Annotated in this window: 13 protein-coding genes; 7 read left to right on the forward strand and 6 right to left on the reverse strand. The window is 74.9% G+C overall.

Going from position 1 to position 17,333, the window contains the following annotated elements; all coding sequences use genetic code 11:
* Positions 1 to 288 precede the first annotated feature (288 nt).
* Positions 289 to 618: an STAS domain-containing protein gene (locus tag ACWDBB_RS24230; protein ID WP_449791594.1), complete on the forward strand. Its 330-nt coding sequence runs from the start codon at positions 289 to 291 to the stop codon at positions 616 to 618.
* Between the two features lie 248 nt (positions 619 to 866).
* A complete protein-coding gene (locus tag ACWDBB_RS24235; RefSeq protein ID WP_449791595.1) occupies positions 867 to 3,137 on the forward strand; it encodes an ATP-binding protein in 2,271 nt (756 codons plus the stop codon).
* 4 nt (positions 3,138 to 3,141) lie between these two features.
* Here ACWDBB_RS24235 and nucS read toward each other — a convergent pair whose 3' ends face one another.
* Positions 3,142 to 3,801, reverse strand: a complete 660-nt coding sequence (nucS, locus tag ACWDBB_RS24240) for an endonuclease NucS (protein WP_360187373.1) — start codon at positions 3,799 to 3,801, stop codon at positions 3,142 to 3,144.
* 482 nt (positions 3,802 to 4,283) lie between these two features.
* Here nucS and ACWDBB_RS24245 point away from each other — a divergent pair, with 482 nt between their 5' ends.
* The gene (locus tag ACWDBB_RS24245) at positions 4,284 to 4,676 is read left to right on the forward strand and encodes an SCO5389 family protein (RefSeq protein ID WP_392873067.1); all 393 of its coding nucleotides are present in this window, start codon (positions 4,284 to 4,286) and stop codon (positions 4,674 to 4,676) included.
* 82 nt (positions 4,677 to 4,758) lie between these two features.
* On the opposite strand, the gene ACWDBB_RS24250 is transcribed toward ACWDBB_RS24245, so the two are convergent.
* Positions 4,759 to 5,907: an LLM class flavin-dependent oxidoreductase gene (locus ACWDBB_RS24250; protein WP_449791605.1), complete on the reverse strand. Its 1,149-nt coding sequence runs from the start codon at positions 5,905 to 5,907 to the stop codon at positions 4,759 to 4,761.
* Between the two features lie 370 nt (positions 5,908 to 6,277).
* Between ACWDBB_RS24250 and ACWDBB_RS24255 the strand changes: the two genes are divergently transcribed.
* Positions 6,278 to 6,601 (forward strand): ATP/GTP-binding protein, encoded by a 324-nt coding sequence (locus ACWDBB_RS24255; protein ID WP_449791596.1) that lies wholly within the window; start codon positions 6,278 to 6,280, stop codon positions 6,599 to 6,601.
* 37 nt (positions 6,602 to 6,638) lie between these two features.
* On the opposite strand, the gene ACWDBB_RS24260 is transcribed toward ACWDBB_RS24255, so the two are convergent.
* Complete coding sequence (locus ACWDBB_RS24260; protein WP_449791597.1) at positions 6,639 to 8,417, reverse strand: ATP-binding cassette domain-containing protein; 1,779 nt, start codon at positions 8,415 to 8,417, stop codon at positions 6,639 to 6,641.
* Between the two features lie 93 nt (positions 8,418 to 8,510).
* Here ACWDBB_RS24260 and ACWDBB_RS24265 point away from each other — a divergent pair, with 93 nt between their 5' ends.
* Together ACWDBB_RS24265 and ACWDBB_RS24270 are read left to right on the forward strand one after the other, a co-directional pair.
* Positions 8,511 to 9,308, forward strand: a complete 798-nt coding sequence (locus ACWDBB_RS24265; RefSeq protein WP_449791598.1) for an alpha/beta fold hydrolase — start codon at positions 8,511 to 8,513, stop codon at positions 9,306 to 9,308.
* Complete coding sequence (locus ACWDBB_RS24270; protein ID WP_449791599.1) at positions 9,305 to 9,625, forward strand: hypothetical protein; 321 nt, start codon at positions 9,305 to 9,307, stop codon at positions 9,623 to 9,625. The genes ACWDBB_RS24265 and ACWDBB_RS24270 overlap by 4 nt, the downstream gene beginning before the upstream one ends.
* 109 nt (positions 9,626 to 9,734) lie before the next feature.
* On the opposite strand, the gene ACWDBB_RS24275 is transcribed toward ACWDBB_RS24270, so the two are convergent.
* The 3 genes from ACWDBB_RS24275 to mce form a co-directional block, all read right to left on the reverse strand.
* Positions 9,735 to 10,664, reverse strand: coding sequence for a cellulose-binding protein (locus ACWDBB_RS24275; protein WP_449791600.1), 930 nt, complete (start codon positions 10,662 to 10,664; stop codon positions 9,735 to 9,737).
* Between the two features lie 117 nt (positions 10,665 to 10,781).
* On the reverse strand, positions 10,782 to 15,737 hold the full coding sequence (locus ACWDBB_RS24280; protein WP_449791601.1) for a hypothetical protein: 4,956 nt from the start codon (positions 15,735 to 15,737) through the stop codon (positions 10,782 to 10,784).
* A 507-nt stretch (positions 15,738 to 16,244) separates the two neighbouring features.
* A complete protein-coding gene (gene mce, locus ACWDBB_RS24285; protein ID WP_392873046.1) occupies positions 16,245 to 16,685 on the reverse strand; it encodes a methylmalonyl-CoA epimerase in 441 nt (146 codons plus the stop codon).
* Positions 16,686 to 16,939: 254 nt separating this feature from the next.
* On the opposite strand from mce, the gene ACWDBB_RS24290 reads away from it, so the two are divergent.
* A partial coding sequence (locus ACWDBB_RS24290; RefSeq protein ID WP_449791602.1) for a thiolase family protein occupies positions 16,940 to 17,333 on the forward strand: 394 nt, incomplete at its 3' end.

Below are 17,333 nucleotides of genomic sequence, written 5' to 3' on the forward strand. Positions count from 1 at the left end.
CGGGTGAGTTTCCTCACGCCGGGTGCCGCAGACGGGTGATTTGGGCGGGAATCGAGCGTAGGTGTGGGGCCGACCTGCGTATATTCCCTCGGACGGGTGAAGTTGCTTCAGATCTGGCCGGAACCAGCAACCTGTGGAGCCGGTTCACCGTCAGATGAAGGAACCCGGCATTCCGCCCGGGTCCGGGTGTGGGGCTGCGGCCCGCCCGGATGCACCCCCCGCTCCCGCACCCGGTATGGCCGGGGCGGGCCCGCCCCGCACCAGGCCGTCCAGGCGAAGGAGGAGAGCATGCGCATCACCGGCGACCACACGGCGCTGGCCATCGAAGGCCGCCTCGACGTGCGCACCGCCGCCGACGCGCGGGCCCGGCTGCACCAGGCGGTGGACGGCGGCCTCGGCGACCTCGTGCTCGACCTCGCCCGGCTGGAGTTCTGGGACGCCACCGGGCTCGGCGTGATCATGGGCACCCACCGGCGGGCCGGCCGGATCGGCCGCCGGCTGGTGCTGCGCTCCGTCCCGGCCCAGCTCCAGCGGCTGCTGGTGGCCACCAAGCTGCACCGCATCCTGACCGTCGACGGCGTGACCGGCGTCGCCGAGGCGCACGGGATCGCGCTCTAGCCGATCCCGCGCCGCGCGCCGGACCGCGCGCCCCCGCACCCCCGGGCCCCACCCGCGCAACGTCCCTGGTCAGCGCTACCGGCCGGTCGTACGCCGCGGACCGCCCTGCACGGGCGGGTCCGAATGTGCAAGAGTCTGCCCGTCAGAAGACGGCCGCCGGGGCTGCCTCCAGCCCGGCCGCGGCCGCTACCGGGACGTCAGCCGGGCGGCGCGGGGCGCCGCCGGCCGAGCACGATGCGGAGCAGAACGTGGCACAGCCATCCGGGGACTTCCGGCAGGACGCCGTCCGCACCCGTGGCGGCGAACTGGTCTCCGGCGGCCTGCTGGTGGGCGTCGGTGCCCCGGACGGCTCCGAGGCCCGGCCCTGCCCCGAGGAGTGGCGGCCGCACCCGCGCCGGATCGAACGCAGCGAGCCCGCCCGCGGCCCGGTCGGCGGCGTCGGCCGCGCGGTCGGCCCGCTCGCGCTCGGCGCCGGGCCCGCCGACCTGCCGCTGCTGGACCGCGAGGCCGACATCGCCGAACTGCTCGGCCTGCTCGCCGAGGGCCGGTCGATACGCCTGGTCGGCCAGGCCGGCTCGGGCCGCAGCGCACTGCTGTCGGCCGTCGCCGAGGCCGCCGCCGACCTCGCCCCCGGAGGTGTGGTGCAGCTCTGCGGCCACCGCCGGACCGTCCCCGACCTGCTCCAGGACCTCTTCACGGCCACCCACCACGCCCCCGGCTACCGCCCCGACCCCGGGCAGCTGGCCGCCCACCTCGCCGAGGTCGGCGCGATCGTGGTGATCGACGCCGCCGAGCCCTCCGGCGCCGAGCTGGAGCAGCTGCTCGCCGCCGCCCCCGGCTGCGCCTTCCTGATCTCCGCCGCCCCCGACGGCCCGCCGCTGCCCGCCGGCTCCCGGCTCCAGGACCACCTGGTGGCCGGGCTCTCCCGCTCCGCCTGCCTCGCCCTCACCGCCCGGCTGGCCGGGCGGCCGCTGGACGTCGACGAGAAGGCCTGGGCGGTGGACCTCTGGTTCGAGTCCGAGGGCCTGCCGCTGCGCTTCGTCCAGGCCGCCGCGCTGCTGCGCCAGCGGGACCTCGCGGTGGACGCGCTGGTCGCCGCCGAGGACGACCGGATGGACGTCTTCGGAGCCGTCGAGGAGCCCGCCCACGACCCGGACCCGGCGATCCGGGAGAACGCGCTGCGCCGCACCGTCCCGCTGCCCTCGGTGGCGCAGACCGCCTCGCCCGCGGTCCGGCTCGCCGAGGGGTTGAGCGAGCCCGCCCAGGCCGTGCTGCGCCTCGCCGTGGCGCTCGGCGGCGAGTGCCCCACCGCGCCGCACCTGCCGGCGCTGATCGACGTCGGACAGGGCGAGGCCGCCCTCGCCGAACTCACCGACGCCGGACTGGCGGTGTCCATCGGTGGCCACCACCGGCTGACCGCCGGTGCGCTCGACCTGCTCGCCCCGCACTGGCCGCCCCGCGGCTGCGTCGACGGCGCCGCCCGGCACTTCGCCTGGTGGGTCGGGCACAGCTCGGTGACGCTGGAGCAGATCGCCGCCGAGGCGGAGGTGATGATCGGCGTGCTGCTCGCCGACCGCACCGCCGGGCGGCACGACGCGGTGGTCCGGCTCGCCCGCGCGGCGGCGCCCGCGCTGGCGCTGGCGCTGCGCTGGGGCGCCTGGGAGCGGGTGCTCCAGCTCGGTCTGGAGGCGGCCCGCCGCACCGGTTCGGCGGTCGACCAGGCCTGGTTCCACCACGAGGCGGGCGTGCACGCGATCTGCGTCCAGCAGCCCTCCCGGGCCGTCGCCGAACTGGAGACCGCGCTCACCCTGCGGAACACGGCGGGTGAGCAGCGCGGGGTGGCGGCCGCGCGCCGGATGCTCGACCTGCTGCGCGCCGACGGCCGGCAGCTGCCCGCCGCCGCGCCCGCGGCGGCGCCCGGCCGCGCCCCGGTGATCCGCAAGATCGCGGCCCGGGTGCCGGCCGGTCTGAAGTCCAGTCGGCGGCGCCGGGCGGCGGTGCTCTCCACGGCGGTGCTGACCCTGGGGGTGCTCGGCACGGCGGTGGCGATGAGCTTCAGCGGGCCGGAGGAGGTCAAGGGGAACGATCCGCACACCAGCCGGCCGGACCGCGGCAGCGGCAGCGAGGACCCGCCGTTCCCGCAGTCCTCCGGCAGCGCCGGGCCGGGGACGACCGGGGCCGGGCCGGGCAGCCCGGCGGGGCAGGTCGGCAGCCCGGAGCCGTCCGCGAGCGGCAGCGCCTCGCACTCGCCGAGCGCCTCGCCGACGAGGAAGCCGAGCTCCTCGCCGAGCGCGGGCGAGTCCCAGCCCGCGCAGCAGCCGCAGCCGCCCGCACCGGGCCAGCCGCAGCCGCCGGCCCCGCAGCCGGGTCAGTCCCAGTCGACCGGAGGGCCGTCGCAGCCGACGGAGCCGAGCCGCAGCCCGTCCTCCCCGGCGGCCACCCCGACGTCGCCTGCCACGTCGGGATCGCCGACGACCCCGGGCGGGACGACCAGTCCGGCCGCCCCGGGACCGTCCTGAGCGGTCAGAACAGCTTGAGCTTGTCGTCGTCGATGCCGCGCAGCTCGTCGTAGTCCAGCACCACGCAGCCGATGCCGCGGTCGGTGGCCAGGACGCGGGCCTGCGGCTTGATCTCCTGCGCGGCGAAGACGCCCTTGACCGGGGCCAGCAGCGGGTCCCGGTTGAGGAGTTCGAGATAGCGGGTCAGCTGCTCGACGCCGTCGATCTCGCCGCGGCGCTTGATCTCGACGGCCACCGTGGCGCCGTCGGAGTCGCGGCAGAGGATGTCGACCGGGCCGATCGCGGTGGGGTACTCGCGGCGGATCAGCGACCAGCCGGCACCGAGCACCTCCATCCGGTCCGCGAGCAGCTCCTGGAGGTGTGCCTCCACGCCGTCCTTGATCAGGCCCGGGTCGACCCCGAGCTCGTGGGACGAGTCGTGCAGCACCTCCTCCAGCGTGATGATGAGCTTCTCGCCGGCCTTGTTCTCCACCGTCCAGATCCCGTCGGCCTCCTTGAGGGCGCACGGCGGGGACATCCAGTTGAGCGGCTTGTAGGCGCGGTCGTCGGCGTGGATGCTGACGCTGCCGTCGGCCTTGACCAGGATCAGCCTGGTGGCGGAGGGCAGATGGGCGGAGAGCCGACCGGCATAGTCGACTGAGCAGCGGGCAATTACGAGACGCACGGTCGACCACGCTAGCCCACCGGGGCCAGTTGATGCGATTCCGCGACGGCAGGGTGAAGAAGGCGCGAACCCGTCCACCATGGAGGGCCTGTGGTTCCGCTCCCCGCCCGTCGAGGTCTGGCGCCGCCCCCCTTCGGGTCGCTACGGTGTGTGACGGCACGCTCGCGGGATCGCTGTCAACGGGGATGGAGACTTCAGATGAACGACCCGACGGGATCCGGCCAATCCCGTGCAGCGCAACATATTTCCGAAGCAATCCGCAGGAATGACCGGCCTGTCGCGCCGTTGACTGCCACGCTGTTCTGAGCGCGTTCGGTGTCCAGGACGTCACGTCCCGTGGTGCCGCCGCTGTCGCGAAGGTGCCGGAAACCCCTGTCCCTCGGTGTTCCGGACGTCCCGCGCGAATCAGCCACCCTCACTGTGAGCTTGACCTACGCACGACCACCCGGGCGCCGCGCGGGTGGACCGCGAGAGGAGAATCCATGTCGCTCGACGTCTCACCGGCCCTGCTCGAGAAGGCCGAGCGGGGCGAGGTCGACGAGCGGGAATTCGTCGACTGCGTCCGCGTCTCGCTGCCGTACGCCTGGGACCTGATCAGCTCGCTGGTCGCCCAGGCGAAGGTCGACGGCACCGACTTCGCCGACAACCAGGTACCGCCCCCCAGCGAGAAGGCCCGGGGCCAGCTGCTGCGCGCCCTCGCAAGCGACGCCATCCGGGGCGCCCTCCAGCGCCACTTCGGGGTCCGGCTGGCGTTCCAGAACTGTCACCGGGTGGCGGTGTTCCTGCCGTCGGAGGCCAACGAGGCGCGGTACGACCGCTTCACCTCGGTCCGGGAGCAGCTGCTCAACCAGTCCGAGGAACTGCGGGACTGCTGAGCCCCCGGCCGTACCGCGCCGCGGCGCCGGCCGCCCCGTCCCCGGGTGCGGGGGAGGGGCGGCGGCCCGGCCCGGACGGGACCTAGCCGAGCTGCGGCAGCACCTCGGAGCCGAGCCGGGCGATGTTGTGCAGGGTCGCCTCCTGGTCGCCGCTGCCCTCGGCGAGCAGGGCGAAGCGCCGGATGCCGGTGCGCTCGGCGGTGGCCAGCAGCCGGTCGGCGCACTGCCGCGGGGTGCCCACCGCGTGCAGGTCGCAGAGCAGTTCGGTGTACTGGCGAGGGTCGCGCATCTTGCGCTCGCGGCCGTCCACGGTGCGGTGCGCGCCGAGCCCGTACTCGAACCAGCCGGGCATCGCGTTCAGCAGGGTGGAGCGGGCCTCCGCGGCGCGGTCGTCGACCTGGGCCACCCCGGCCGCGACGTGCTGACGGCCGACCCGGCGCAGCTGCTCCTCACTGCGCCCGGCGGCCAGCCAGGCGGTCCGGTACAGCTCCAGCATCCGCAGCTTGTCGTCGTCCCCGGAGTGCATGCCGAGCAGCATCGGCAGGCCTCGCTCGGCGGCCAGCCGCACCCCGCCCGGTGAGGTGCAGGCGACCACCACGGGCGGGCCGGCCACCGGCCGTCCGTCGGAGGTGAGTTCCTCGCCGAGGCCCTCGTCGTCCCGGCGCTGGCGCGGGAAGCGCACCGGGCCGGAGCGCTCGCCCAGGCCGAGCCAGCTGACCAGGCCCGGCCGTCGCAGCGGCTCGGTGGCCCGGGGCACCACGGCGACCTCGGGGAAGGCGAACTGCGGGCCGTCCGCGCCCACCCGGGCGCAGCGCAGCCAGCGCAGCAGCAGGTCCAGCCGCTCAGGGAACCCGGTCTCGAAGGCGTCCACGCCGCCACCGAACACGTCCAGGTCGATCCACGGCCCGCCGCGGCCCACTCCGAGCGTGAAGCGTCCCCCGGAGGTGAGGTGCAGCAGCGCGGCCTGCTCGCCGAGCCCCACCGGGTGGCGGGTGGAGAGCACGCTGACCGCGGTGCCGACGCCGATCCGGCGGGTGCGGCCGAGCAGCATCGCGGCCAGCGTGGCGGCGTCCGGGCACACCCCGTACGGCACGAAGTGGTGCTCGGCCAGCCAGACGCTGTCCAGGCCCGAGTGTTCGGCCTCGACGGCCGCGCTGACGGTGCGCTCCAGCACCTCGCCGTGGCCCTGCCCGGGGAACTGCGCGGACAGCAGGAACAGGCCGACCCGCACCGGACCGGTGGACGGCGGCACCGCGCCCGCCCGCAGGGTCGCCGGCAGCGGCTCGCCCGCGACGGCCGTCACCGGGGGGACGGAGGTCAGCGTCGGGCCGGGGGCGGGCCGACCGCTCTCGGCGCGGGCGCTGGTCTTGCTCATCGTTGGTCCTCCTCGGGTGCGCGCAGGGTCTGCGGGCCCCGCCTTCTCCCCTTGTGGGTATCCGATGTCATGTGCCAATGGCACGCGGAGCCCTGGATTTCCCCGATGATCGGGTGGATCTCGGCAAAAACGCCGGAGTACCGGACAGAGCCGTGGTAGGAGCGATGGGGTAGCCCGATCGGCCGTAGGCTGGACGACCCAGGCCCAGGAGGAGAGGGAGTCCGCCGTGTCGCCGCGCCGCAACCGGATCAAGAGCGCCGCCCCCCACGTGAGTGCGGAGCCGACCGCCCCGCTCGGCGGTTCGCTGCGCCGTACCGAGACCTACCAGGGCGACGAGTGGGTGGTCCAGACGGTCGCCGGGACGGCGGGGCGGTTCTACCGCTGCCCGGGCTGCGACCAGGAGATCCCGCCGGGGATGGGCCACGTGGTGGCCTGGCCGACGCACGGCGCGGGGGTGGACGACCGGCGGCACTGGCACCGGGCCTGCTGGGGGGCGCGGGAGCGCCGGGCCTCCAACCTGCTGCGGGGCCGCGGCGCTCCGCGGTACTGACGGCCCGCCGGGGGGCCGCCGCGCGTCGCGGGCCCGGCTACGCGTCGCGCTTCTTGAACACCAGCACGCCGCCGACCAGGGCCGCCGCCGTCCAGGCGAGGCAGATCAGGAAGCCGGCCCACGGCCCGTACGGCTGGCCCTGCTGCTCGTACACCAGCGTCATCCGGGAGCCCGCGTAGTCGGGGAAGTAGTGGGCCAGGGTCTTGACCTTCGGCACCGCCGAGAGGATCGGCGAGAGCAGGAAGAAGAACGGCACCAGCACGCCGAGCGCGAGCGTCTGGTTGTGCAGCATCGTGGTGACGCCCGCCGCGAACAGGCAGAGCATCGTCAGGTACAGCGCGGCGCCGAGCACCGCGCGCAGCACGTTCGGCTCGCCGATCGTGGTGGAGTGCGGGCCGAGCAGCGCCTGGCCGGCGAAGAAGGTGACGAAGGCCGTCAGCACCGAGACCGCCAGGGCGAGCGCGCCGAGCACCACCAGCTTGCCGGCGAGCAGGGTGGCGCGCTGCGGGACGGCGGCCAGGGTGAGCCGGATCATGCCGCTGCTGTACTCGTTGCCGATCGCCAGCACGCCGAACACGATGATCACCAGTTCGCCGAGCACGATGCCGGAGAAGGCGGTGCTGGTGGGGTCGAACGGATTGGGGTCGTGCCGTCGGAACTCGGTGAAGTTGTCGTTGGTGAGCAGCGACAGCAGCGCGCCGATGCCGACCGTGACGACGAAGGTCAGCGCGAGCGTCCAGAGCGTCGAGCGGACGGTGCGGATCTTCGTCCACTCGGAGCGCAGGACCGCGGGGAAGGACGCCATCTCAGATCTCCTCCTGCCGTGCCGTGCCGTGGCGGTCTGCCGGGCGCCGTCCGCCTTCCAGCCGGCGCCCCACTCGGCGGGCGCGCCGGCCGCGTCCCGGCCGGGCCCCTCGCCCGCGTGGTACTCCACCGCGTCGGCCGTCATCTGCATGAAGGCGTCCTCCAGCGAGGCCTGCTGCGGGCTGAGCTCGTGCAGCACCACGCCGTGCCCGGCGAACAGCTCACCGAGGTGCGTGATGTCCCCGTCGACCACCTCGTAGGAGCCGTCCGGGCCCGGTTCGTGCCGCAGGCCGGCCTCGGCCAGGACGTCGAGCAGCCGTTGGGGCTCCGGGCTGCGCAGCCGTACGGCGGAGCGGGAGTTGCGCCGGATGAACTCCGGCATCGGCAGGTCGGCGAGCAGGCGGCCCCGGCCGATGACCACCAGGTGGTCGGCGGTGACGGCCATCTCGCTCATCAGGTGGGAGGAGACGAAGACCGTGCGGCCCTCGGCGGCGAGGCGCTTCATCAGGTTGCGGACCCAGAGGATGCCCTCCGGGTCCAGGCCGTTGACCGGCTCGTCGAACATGATGATCTCCGGGTCGCCGAGCAGGGCGGAGGCGATGCCCAGGCGCTGGCCCATGCCGAGCGAGAAGCCGCGGGCCCGCTTGCGGGCGACCGGGGTGAGGCCGACCAGGGCGAGCACCTCGTCCACCCGGCGCTCGGGGATGCGGTTGCTCTGGGCGAGCCAGAGCAGGTGGTCGCGGGCGGTGCGGCCGGGGTGGACGGCCTTGGCCTCCAACAGCGCGCCGATGTACTTGAGCGGCTCGCTGAGCTGACCGTAGTGCCTGCCGTCGATGGTGACCCGCCCGGCGGTCGGGCGGTCGAGGTCGAGGATCATGCGCATCGTGGTGGACTTGCCGGCGCCGTTGGGGCCGAGGAAGCCGGTCACCACGCCCTGGGGGACCCGGAAGCTGAGGCGGTCCACCGCAAGGGTCTTGCCGTAACGTTTTGTCAGCTCGTGCAGCTCGATCATTCGTGCTCCCTCAGTTCCTTGCCAGGCTAGGACAAAGGGGGTATCGCGGCCCGCTGAGTGGGCCCGCCGGGCGTGCCGGAATAGGTTGGGCGCATGACCCAGAGTCCCTCCGCAGTGTCGGTCCGCGAGAGCGGTACCGGAACACCACTCGTGCTGCTGCACGCCTTTCCGTTGAACGCCTCGATGTGGTCCTCCCAACTGGACGAGCTGCCCGGGCTGACCGGGGACGAAGTGCGCGTGCTCGCCCCCGACCAGCGGGGGTTCGGCGGCACCGCGCTGGGGAGCGACGAGCCCTCGCTGGACCTGGTCGCGGACGACCTCGCCCTGCTGCTGGACGCGGCCGGGATCGAGCGCGCGGTGGTCGGCGGGCTCTCCATGGGCGGCTACGTGGCACTGGCCTTCGCCCGCCGCCACCCCGGCCGGCTGTCCGGCCTGCTGCTGGCCAACACCCGGGCCACCGCCGACACCGACGCCGTACGGGCCAACCGGGAGCGGATCGCCGCCGCCGTCACCGCGCGGGACAGCGTGCAGCTGCTGCTGGACGAGCAGGTCGCGGCCGGGCAGCTCGGCCCGGACTCGCAGCACCTGGTGGCGCGGGTGCAGGAGCTGGTCGCCGCCGCGCCGCCGGCCGCCGTCGCCTGGGCCCAGCGGGCCATGGCGGCCCGCCCGGACGCCCTGGACGTGCTGGCCGGCCTGCGGGTGCCGGTCTCGATCGTGGCGGGCGCCCAGGACGCCCTGGTGGCGGTGGAGGAGGCCGAGGCGATGCTGCGCGCCAGGCCGGACGCCGAGCTGACCGTCCTGCCGGGGGTGGGCCACCTGAGCGCCCTGGAGGCGCCCGGGGCCTTCGACGCCGTCGTGCGCGCCCTGCTCGCCCGGGTGTCCGTCGGATGAGCCAGGAGAGCCAGGACTCGGCGGCCTGGGACTTCTCGGCACTGGAGGTGACCGGCCGGATGCCCGTGACCAACCGGGGCGAGGGGCTGGTGGAGCTGACGCTGGAACCGCTCGGCGAGGACTACTGGATGCGCCCGGGGGAGACCTTCATCGTCACCTCGTACGGCGACTACGGGCCCGGGCACCCCTTCGAGGTGCAGTACTGGCCGGACTCGGTGTCGGTCTGGTGCACCTCCTGGTTCGGCACCGTCTCCGACGACGAGGGCAACCAGCTCAGCAGCGGGTACCAGCGGCCGGACGGCGCCTACCCCAGGTGAGGGCCCCGGCCCGACGGGCCCGGCAGAGTCGGCGGCGATGACGGCGCGAAAGCCGACGGGCCCTCACCCGCGGGGGTGAGGGCCCGTCGTGCCGTTCGGCCGGTGCGCGTCAGCGCGACTGCTGGGCGGGCACGCCCATGGTGTCGTCGGTCGGCAGCGAGGCGGCGGCCACGGCCGCGCCGGTCAGCGTGGCCAGCATCTCGCGGACGTTGGTCAGCTGGGCGTTGATGCTGTCGCGGCGGTTGGTGAGCGCCGCCAGCTCGCGCTCCGATTCGCTGCGGATCCGGTCGGCCTTGGCGTTGGCGTCGGCCACGATGTCCTCGGACTGGCGCTGGGCCGTCTCGACGGTCTGGCGGGCGCGGCGCTCGGCGTCGGTGCGCAGCTTCTCGGCCTCCAGGCGCAGCTGCTCGGCCCGGTGCTCGATCTCGGCCAGGCGCTTCTCGGCCTTGGCCTGACGGGCGGCCAGGTCGCGCTCGGACTGCTCGCGGCGCTTGGCCAGGTTGGTCTCGAACTCCAGCGCGGCCTGGGCGGCCTTGGTGCGGGTCTCCTCGAAGAGGGCGTCCGCCTCCTCGCGCTTGTTCTGGGCGTCCTTGTTGGCCTCGGCGCGCAGCTGGGCGGCGTCGCTCTTGGACTTGTCGACGATCCGCAGCCCCTCGTCCTCCGCCTTGGCCTTGCGGTCCTTGGCGTAGTTCTCGGCCTCGGTGCGGACCTGCTGGGCGGCGGCCTCGGCGAGCTCGCGGTGCTGCTCGGCGGCGCGGTGCGCCTCGTCGCGCAGGTCCTTGGCCTCCTCCTCGGCGAGTCGCAGGATCTTCTCGACCCGGGCGCCGAGACCGGCGTAGGAGGGCTCCTGCTCCACGACCGCCGCCTGGGCGGACTGGGTCTCCAGGTGGAGTTCCTCGATGCGCTTCTCCAGCGCGCTGATCCGGGTCAAGGCACTGTCACGGTCGGCCACCAGCTTGGTGATCCGCTCGTCGACCTGGGCGCGCTCGTACCCACGGCGCACCAGGTCGAAGCCGTGAGGGGAGTGACTGTCGCTCATGGGGTTCTGGGCTTCCTGTCGTCAAACCGCTGAGGTGGTTGAGGGAATCCTGACACGGTACCGGAGTGTCGACGGCGATACGCCGTTCTCTCACGGACAATGACCGCCAATGTCCGCTCAATCGGGTGGTGAGCTCTTGGAGCGATTGCCACCCGACCGGGGGGAGCCAACTCCGGCACCGGCCTTGGCGCCCCCGTCCTTCTTGTTGCTGCCCCCGTTGGCCTGGGCGACCGGTGACGGCGCCTCGAACGCCTCCAGGGCGGACAGGACGTCCTGGACCCTGGAGATCTCGGTGTTGATGTCCTTGCGGCGGCGCACCAGTTCGTCCAGCTCGCGGCGGCCCTCGTCGGTGACCCGCTTCGCCTCGGCCTTCGCCTCGGCGAGCAGCCGCTCGGCCTCCGCCTTCGCCAGTTCGATCTGCTCGTCCGCGGCCTCGTCGGCCTCCCGCAGCCTCTTCTCCGCCTCGGCGGCGGCCCGGTCCAGCCGCTCCTCGGCCTCCGTCTCCGAGGACCGCAGCTTGGCCTCGGCCTTCTCGATGAGCGACTCGGCCCGGTCGGTGGAGGTCGCGAGCTTGGTCTCGGCCTCCTTCAGCAGGCCCTCGGCCTTGCGGACGGCGGACAGCCGGACCTTGCTGGCCTCCGCGGAGGCCTCCGAGGTCAGCTCGGCCGCGCGGTCCTCGGCCGCGGCGATCAGGGCCGCCGCGCGGTCCTCGGCCTCGGCGACGGTGGACACCGCCTGCTCCTCGGCCTCGGTCAGCTGCTCCTGAGCGGCCGTCACCAGCGCGTCCACCCGCTCGCCGGCCGACTTCATGGCCGCCGCGTTCTCCTTGCGGGCGCGCTCGTGCAGGGCCTCGACCTCGGCGTCGGTGCGCTCGCGCAGCTCCTCGGCGCGCTCGCGGATCGCCGTCGCGTCCCGGCGGGCCTCGGCGAGCAGGGCGTCCGCGTCGGAACGGCCCTTCTCGACCGCGGCCTGACCGGCCGCCTCGCCCGCGGCGACCAGCCGGTCGGCCTCCTTGCGGGCGGCGGCCACCATCGCGTCCGCCTGCTCCTCGGCGGCGGCGGTGGTCGCCAGCGCCGTGGTCTGGGCGTCCTCGCCGAGTGCCTCGGCGTCCGCGAAGGCCTTCTCCAAGACGGACTTGGCCTGGTCGCGGGTGGCCTTGTCGAACTGCTCGGCGGCCTCCCGGGTCTGCGCGTCGTAGGCGTCGGCGCGGGAGTGGGTGGCCGAGTCGTACTCGTCGGCCAGGGTGCGGGTGGCGAGGGCGTACTCGTCGGCCTCGGCGCGCAGGCCGGCGGACAGCTCCTCGGCGTCGGCGATGCTGCGGGCGCCCTGGGCCTCGGCCTCGGCCACCGTACGGGCGGCCTGTGCCTCGGCGTCGGCGCGCAGCCGCTCGGCGGCCTCCTGGGCGGCGCGCAGCTCGGCCTCGGCGTCCGCGCGCAGCTGCTCGTCGTAGGCCAGGGCCTCGGCGCGCTGCCGGCCGAGCTCCTGCTCGGCGGCCTCCCGCTCGGCGGCCAGCTCCAGCTCGGTCTGCTCGCGCAGGGCGGTGGTCTCGGCCTCGGTACGGGCCCGCAGGTCGGCGGTCTCGCGGTCGACGAGCTCGCGCTGCTCGGCGGCCTCGCGCTCGACCAGGGCGCGCAGCTCGGCGGCGTACGTGTCGGCGGCCTCGCGCTGCTCGGTGGTCTCGCGCTCGGCGAGGACGCGCAGCTCGGTGGCGTCCTGCTCGGCGGCCTCGCGGACCTCGGCGGCCTCCTCCTCGGCGGCGGCCTTGAGCGCGGCGATCTGCTCGGCGGCGGCCTCGTGCATGCCGGCCACCGACTGGCGGACCTCGGCGGCCTCCTCCTCGGCGACGGCCACCAGCTCGGCGCCCTCGGCCTTCGAGGCGGCGATCAGCTCGGCGCGGTCGGCCTTGGCCTGCTCCAGCTCGGCGGTCGCCTCGGCCCGGATGCCGTCGGCGGTGGCGCGGGCCTCGGACAGCTCGCGGCCGGCCTCGGCCCGGACGGTCGAGGCCTGCTCGTTGGCCAGGGCCAGCTCGGCGGCGGCCTTCTCGCGGGTGGCCTTGGCGTCCTTGACGGCCTCGGCGCGGCGCTGCTCGGCGGTGGCCTCGGCGCGCTCCAGCACCTCGTCGGCGGCGGTGTGCTGCTCGGTCGCGTAGGCGTCGGCCTGCTCGCGGGTCTCGGCGGCGTACGCGTCGGCGGCGGTGCGCTGTTCGCCGGCGTAGGCCTCGGCGGCCTCGCGGACCTCGGTGGCGTGCTTGTTCGCGGCCTCGCGGACCTCGGCGGTCTCGGCGGCGGTGCGCTTGGTGAGGTCGGTGGCGTGCTGTTCGGCCTCGGTGCGGACGCGGTCGGCGTGGGCCTCGGCGGCTTCGCGCTGCTGGGTGGTTTCGCGCTGGGCGAGGGCGCGCAGCTCCGCGGCGGCCTGCTCGGCCTCCGCCCGGGTCTCGGTGGCGTACGTGTCGGCGGCGGTGCGCTGCTCGGCGGCGTAGGTGTCGGCCTGCTCGCGGGTTTCGGCGGCGTACGCGTCGGCGGCGGTGCGCTGTTCGCCGGCGTAGGCCTCGGCGGCCTCGCGGACCTCGGCGGCGTGCTTGTTCGCCGCCTCGCGGACCTCGGCGGTCTCGGCGGCGGTGCGTTCGGTGAGGTCGGTGGCGTGCTGTTCGGCCTCGGTGCGGACGCGGTCGGCGTGGGCCTCGGCGGCTTCGCGCTGCTGGGTGGTCTCGCGCTGGGCGAGGGCGCGCAGCTCCGCGGCGGCCTGCTCGGCCTCCGCCCGGGTCCGCGCCGCGGCCTCCTCGGCCTCCTCGCGGGCGGCCTCGGCGGCGTCCAGGTGCTCGGAGGTCTCCTCGCGCTCCCGCCGCAGCCCCTCGGCGGCCTCCTCGCGCTCGCGCAGGCTCTCCTCGCGCAGCGCGTTCGCGGCGGCCTCGGCCTCGGCCCGGGCGCGGGCGGCCTCGGTGTCGGCCTCGGTGCGCACCCGCTCGGCGTCGGCCACCGCGGCGTCCCGGACGGCGGCCGCCTCGGCCTGCGCCTCGGTGGTCAGGGCCTCCGCCGCGGCGGTCGCCTCGGCACGCACCCGCTGGTCGAACTCGATTGCGTCGCGCCGGAGTTCGGCGGTCTCGCGCTCGGCGGCGGCGCGGTTCTCGGCGGCCGCGGCCTTGGCGGCGGCGAGTGCGTCCTGGCCCTGCTGCTCGGCGGCGCCGGTGATCTTCTCGGCCTCGGCGCGGGCCCGGGTGAGGGTCTGCTCGGCCCGTCCCTGGGTCTCGGCGGCCTGCTCCTGGGCCTGCTCGCGCAGCCGCTCGATCTCCCCGGCGGCACCCGCGCGCAGCTCGTCCGCGTCGGCCTTGGCCTTGGTGAGGAGCTCCTCGGCGTTCTTCGCCGACTCCTCGATCTGGACGACGGCCTGCCGGCGGGCCTCGCCGCGCACCCGGTCGGCCTCGGCGGCGGCCTGGGCGCGCAGCTCCTCGGCCTCGGCCCGCAGCCGGGCCGCCTCGTCCTGCATCTGCTCGATCCGCTCGCGGATCGCGGCGGCGTCGTCCAGGGCGGCGTTCTGGGCCTGCTCGACGGCGGCCTGGGCCTGCTCACGCAGCCGCTGTGCCTCGGCGGCGGCCTCGGCGCGGATCCGTTCGGCCTCGGCGGCGGCCTCGCCGCGCGCCGTCTCGGCGTCCTTGTTGGCCCGGCCGAGGATCTCCTCGGCGGTCTTGGCGGCCTTGGCGAGGTGGACGGTGGCGTCCTTGGCGCCGGCCGCCCGGCCCTCCTCCTCGGCTTCGCCGCGCAGTCGCCGGGCGTCGGCCTCGGCCTGCGCGCGCAGCTCGGCGACGTCCCGCTCGGCCAGGGCGCGCAGCTCGGCGATCGCCGCCTCGGCCTCGGCCTTCAGCTGGGTGGCCACCGACTCGGCGGTGGCCCGAAGCCGTTCGCTCTCCTCGGCCGCGGCGGCCTTGGCGGCGTCGGCCTCGGCCTGCTTGGTGATGGCTTCGGCGCGGACGGCCTCGGCCTCGGCGCGGATCGCCGAGGCTTCCTGGGTGGCCTGGGCGACCATCCGGGCCACCTCGGCCCGGGCGGTCTGCGAGCGCTGCTCGTTGGCGGCCTCGCCGTCGGCGACCCGGCGCTCGGCGGCGGCCTCGGCATCGGCCTGGAGCCGCTCGGCGGCCTGCTCGGCCTGGGCGCGCAGTTCGGCGGCCTCGCGGCGGGTGCGCTCCGCCTCGGCGATCGCCTCGGCGCGCAGCCGGTCTATCTCGGCCTTGGCCGCGGCGAGCTGCTGCTCGGCCCGCTCCTGTTCGGCGGTGGCCTGCGCCTTGAGCCGGCCGATCTCGGCCTGGGCGGCGGCCAGCTGGCCCTCGGCGGCGGCGTGCGCGGCGGCCAGCTGTTGCTGGGCCTCGCCGCGGGCGGCGTCCACGTCGGCGGCGGCCTGGGCGCCGGCCTGCTGGGCCTGCTCGGAGGCGGCGCGCAGCAGGCGCTCGGCGTCGTTCTGGGCCCGCTGAAGGGCGGCCTCGGCGGCGGCCTGGGCCTCGCCGCGGGCGGCGTCCACGTCGGCGGCGGTCTGGGCGCGGGCCTGGTCGGAGAGGGCGACGGCCTCCGCGCGGGCGGCGGCGACCATCCGCTCGGCCTCGGCGCGGGCCTCCTGGAGCAGCCGCTGCGCCTCCTGCTCGGAGCCGGCCCTGGTCTGCTCGGCCCAGCCGTTGACGTGCTGCTCGGCGGAGCGGCGCAGCTCGGCGAGCTCGTCCTCCAGCTGGCGGCGGCGGGCGGCGAGGTCGGCCTCCAGCCGGGCGGTGCGCTCGGCGGCCTCGGCCATGATCCGCTGGGTGGCGGCCTGGGAGTCGCGCAGCTGGCGCTCGGCGTCGGCGCGCAGCTGCTGGGCCTGCATCTCGGCGGTGCGGAGCATCTGCTCGGCCTGGCCGGAGACGGCGTCGAAGGCGCGCGGCTGGGCGAGCATGCGGCGGGACTCGTGCAGCTTCGCCCGCAGCACCTCAACCTGGTAGGCGAGGTCCTCGGCGTGCTCGACTGCCTTGTCCCGCTCCTTCCGAGTCCGACCCATCTCGGCCTCGAACTGGGAGAGGTGATCGTCAACCTCGTAGCGGTCGTTGCCCCGCACTCCGCGGTCCCATCCATCTCCTGGTCGCGTCCTCGACCCGGCCGGTGCCGGGCTCCCGTATCCCGGGTGCCGGTCCGACTGGCTCCTTGCATCCGCAGCCGGTGGACGGTCCCCCGTCATGCCGGGGCCGCCCGCCGCGGTCGTCGGAGTCCGGGGCGTGGGAGCGCGGGGTTCCGCGTTCCCCCGTCCGGGTGGACTCCTGGGCGAACTCTTGCCTTGTGGAGAATGGTGACAGATCCGTCTTGCGACTGTTCAGCCGTGCCCGCGTAATGGACTCCCCTTGCGACGGGCCGTCCGCCGGCGGGCGGACTGGCCTGTCTTCGGCCGTGCCCGTCGCCTCCGTCCCCCGGAGCCTTCGCGCACCTGGGCATTGTAGTGGGAGCGCACTGCGGGGGAATGGCCGCAGGGGTGTTTTCCGGCTCTTCCGCCAGGTTACTGACGGGTCATGACCGACGAGGCGTCGGCTGCCCCGGGGCGCCGGGCGCCCCGGGGCGGTCCGGGAGGGGATCAGTGCTCGTCGTGGCCCTGCTGCGCGGAGGTCACCAGCTCGGTCAGCACGCCGCCGCAGTCCTTGGGGTGCAGGAAGGTGATCCGCGAACCCATCGAGCCGATCCGCGGCTGGTCGTAGAGGACCCGGATGCCCTTGTCCCGGATGGCCTCGGAGTCGCCGTCCACGTCGGCGGTGCCGAAGGCGATGTGGTGCACGCCCTCGCCGTTCTTCTCCAGCCACTTGGCCACGGTGGAGTCGGGCCGGGTGGGCTCCAGCAGCTGGAGGTAGGAGGCGCCGCCGTCGTCGGTGCCGTTGATCCGGAGCATCGCCTCGCGGACGCCCTGCTCCTCGTTGACCTCGGAGTGGAAGACCTCGAAGCCGTAGGTGGCGCGGTAGAACTCGACCGTCTTGTCGAGGTCTCGGCAGGCGATGCCGATGTGGTCGATGCGGGTCAGCACGACGGCCTCCGGTGGTGGGAGAAGGTGGTGGCGGGAAGGTGCACCCAGTGCAGCGCATGGCCCGCGACGGGCGCCAGTGCCGGGCGTGCGAGCCTGCTCACACGGGCGGTGGTTCACCCGGGGCGGGTCGGCACGGTGTTGACTGGATGGTGCCAGTGCGCTCGATCACACCGTCGCTCCGGTGACGGGCGGGTAACAGGTCAGTACATTGAGCGCATCCTCACCTGGCCACGACGTGCGAAGGGGCCCGTCCCATGACCAACACCACCTCTGTGATCGTTGCCGGTGCGCGGACCCCGATGGGCCGCCTGCTGGGTTCCCTCAAGGGCTTCTCCGGTGCCGACCTCGGCGGCGTCGCGATCAAGGCGGCCCTGGAGCGGGCCGGGATCACCGGCGAGCAGGTCCAGTACGTGATCATGGGGCAGGTGCTCCAGGCCGGCGCCGGCCAGATCCCGGCCCGCCAGGCCGCCGTCAAGGCCGGCATCCCGATGAACGTCCCGGCGCTGACCATCAACAAGGTCTGCCTCTCCGGCCTCGACGCCATCGCGCTGGCCGACCAGCTGATCCGGGCCGGCGAGTTCGACATCGTGGTGGCCGGCGGCCAGGAGTCGATGACCAACGCCCCGCACCTGCTGCCGAAGTCCCGCG

Source organism: Kitasatospora sp. NPDC001095, assembly GCF_053598615.1.

What these genes read in the sequence shown, in the direction of transcription:
- ACWDBB_RS24230 (WP_449791594.1), top strand. Translation starts at nt 289, where the DNA reads ATGCGCATCACCGGCGACCACACGGCGCTGGCCATCGAAGGCCGCCTC.
- ACWDBB_RS24245 (WP_392873067.1), top strand. Translation starts at nt 4,284, where the DNA reads ATGTCGCTCGACGTCTCACCGGCCCTGCTCGAGAAGGCCGAGCGGGGC.
- ACWDBB_RS24260 (WP_449791597.1), bottom strand. Translation starts at nt 8,417, where the DNA reads ATGATCGAGCTGCACGAGCTGACAAAACGTTACGGCAAGACCCTTGCG.
- ACWDBB_RS24265 (WP_449791598.1), top strand. Translation starts at nt 8,511, where the DNA reads ATGACCCAGAGTCCCTCCGCAGTGTCGGTCCGCGAGAGCGGTACCGGA.
- ACWDBB_RS24270 (WP_449791599.1), top strand. Translation starts at nt 9,305, where the DNA reads ATGAGCCAGGAGAGCCAGGACTCGGCGGCCTGGGACTTCTCGGCACTG.
- ACWDBB_RS24275 (WP_449791600.1), bottom strand. Translation starts at nt 10,664, where the DNA reads ATGAGCGACAGTCACTCCCCTCACGGCTTCGACCTGGTGCGCCGTGGG.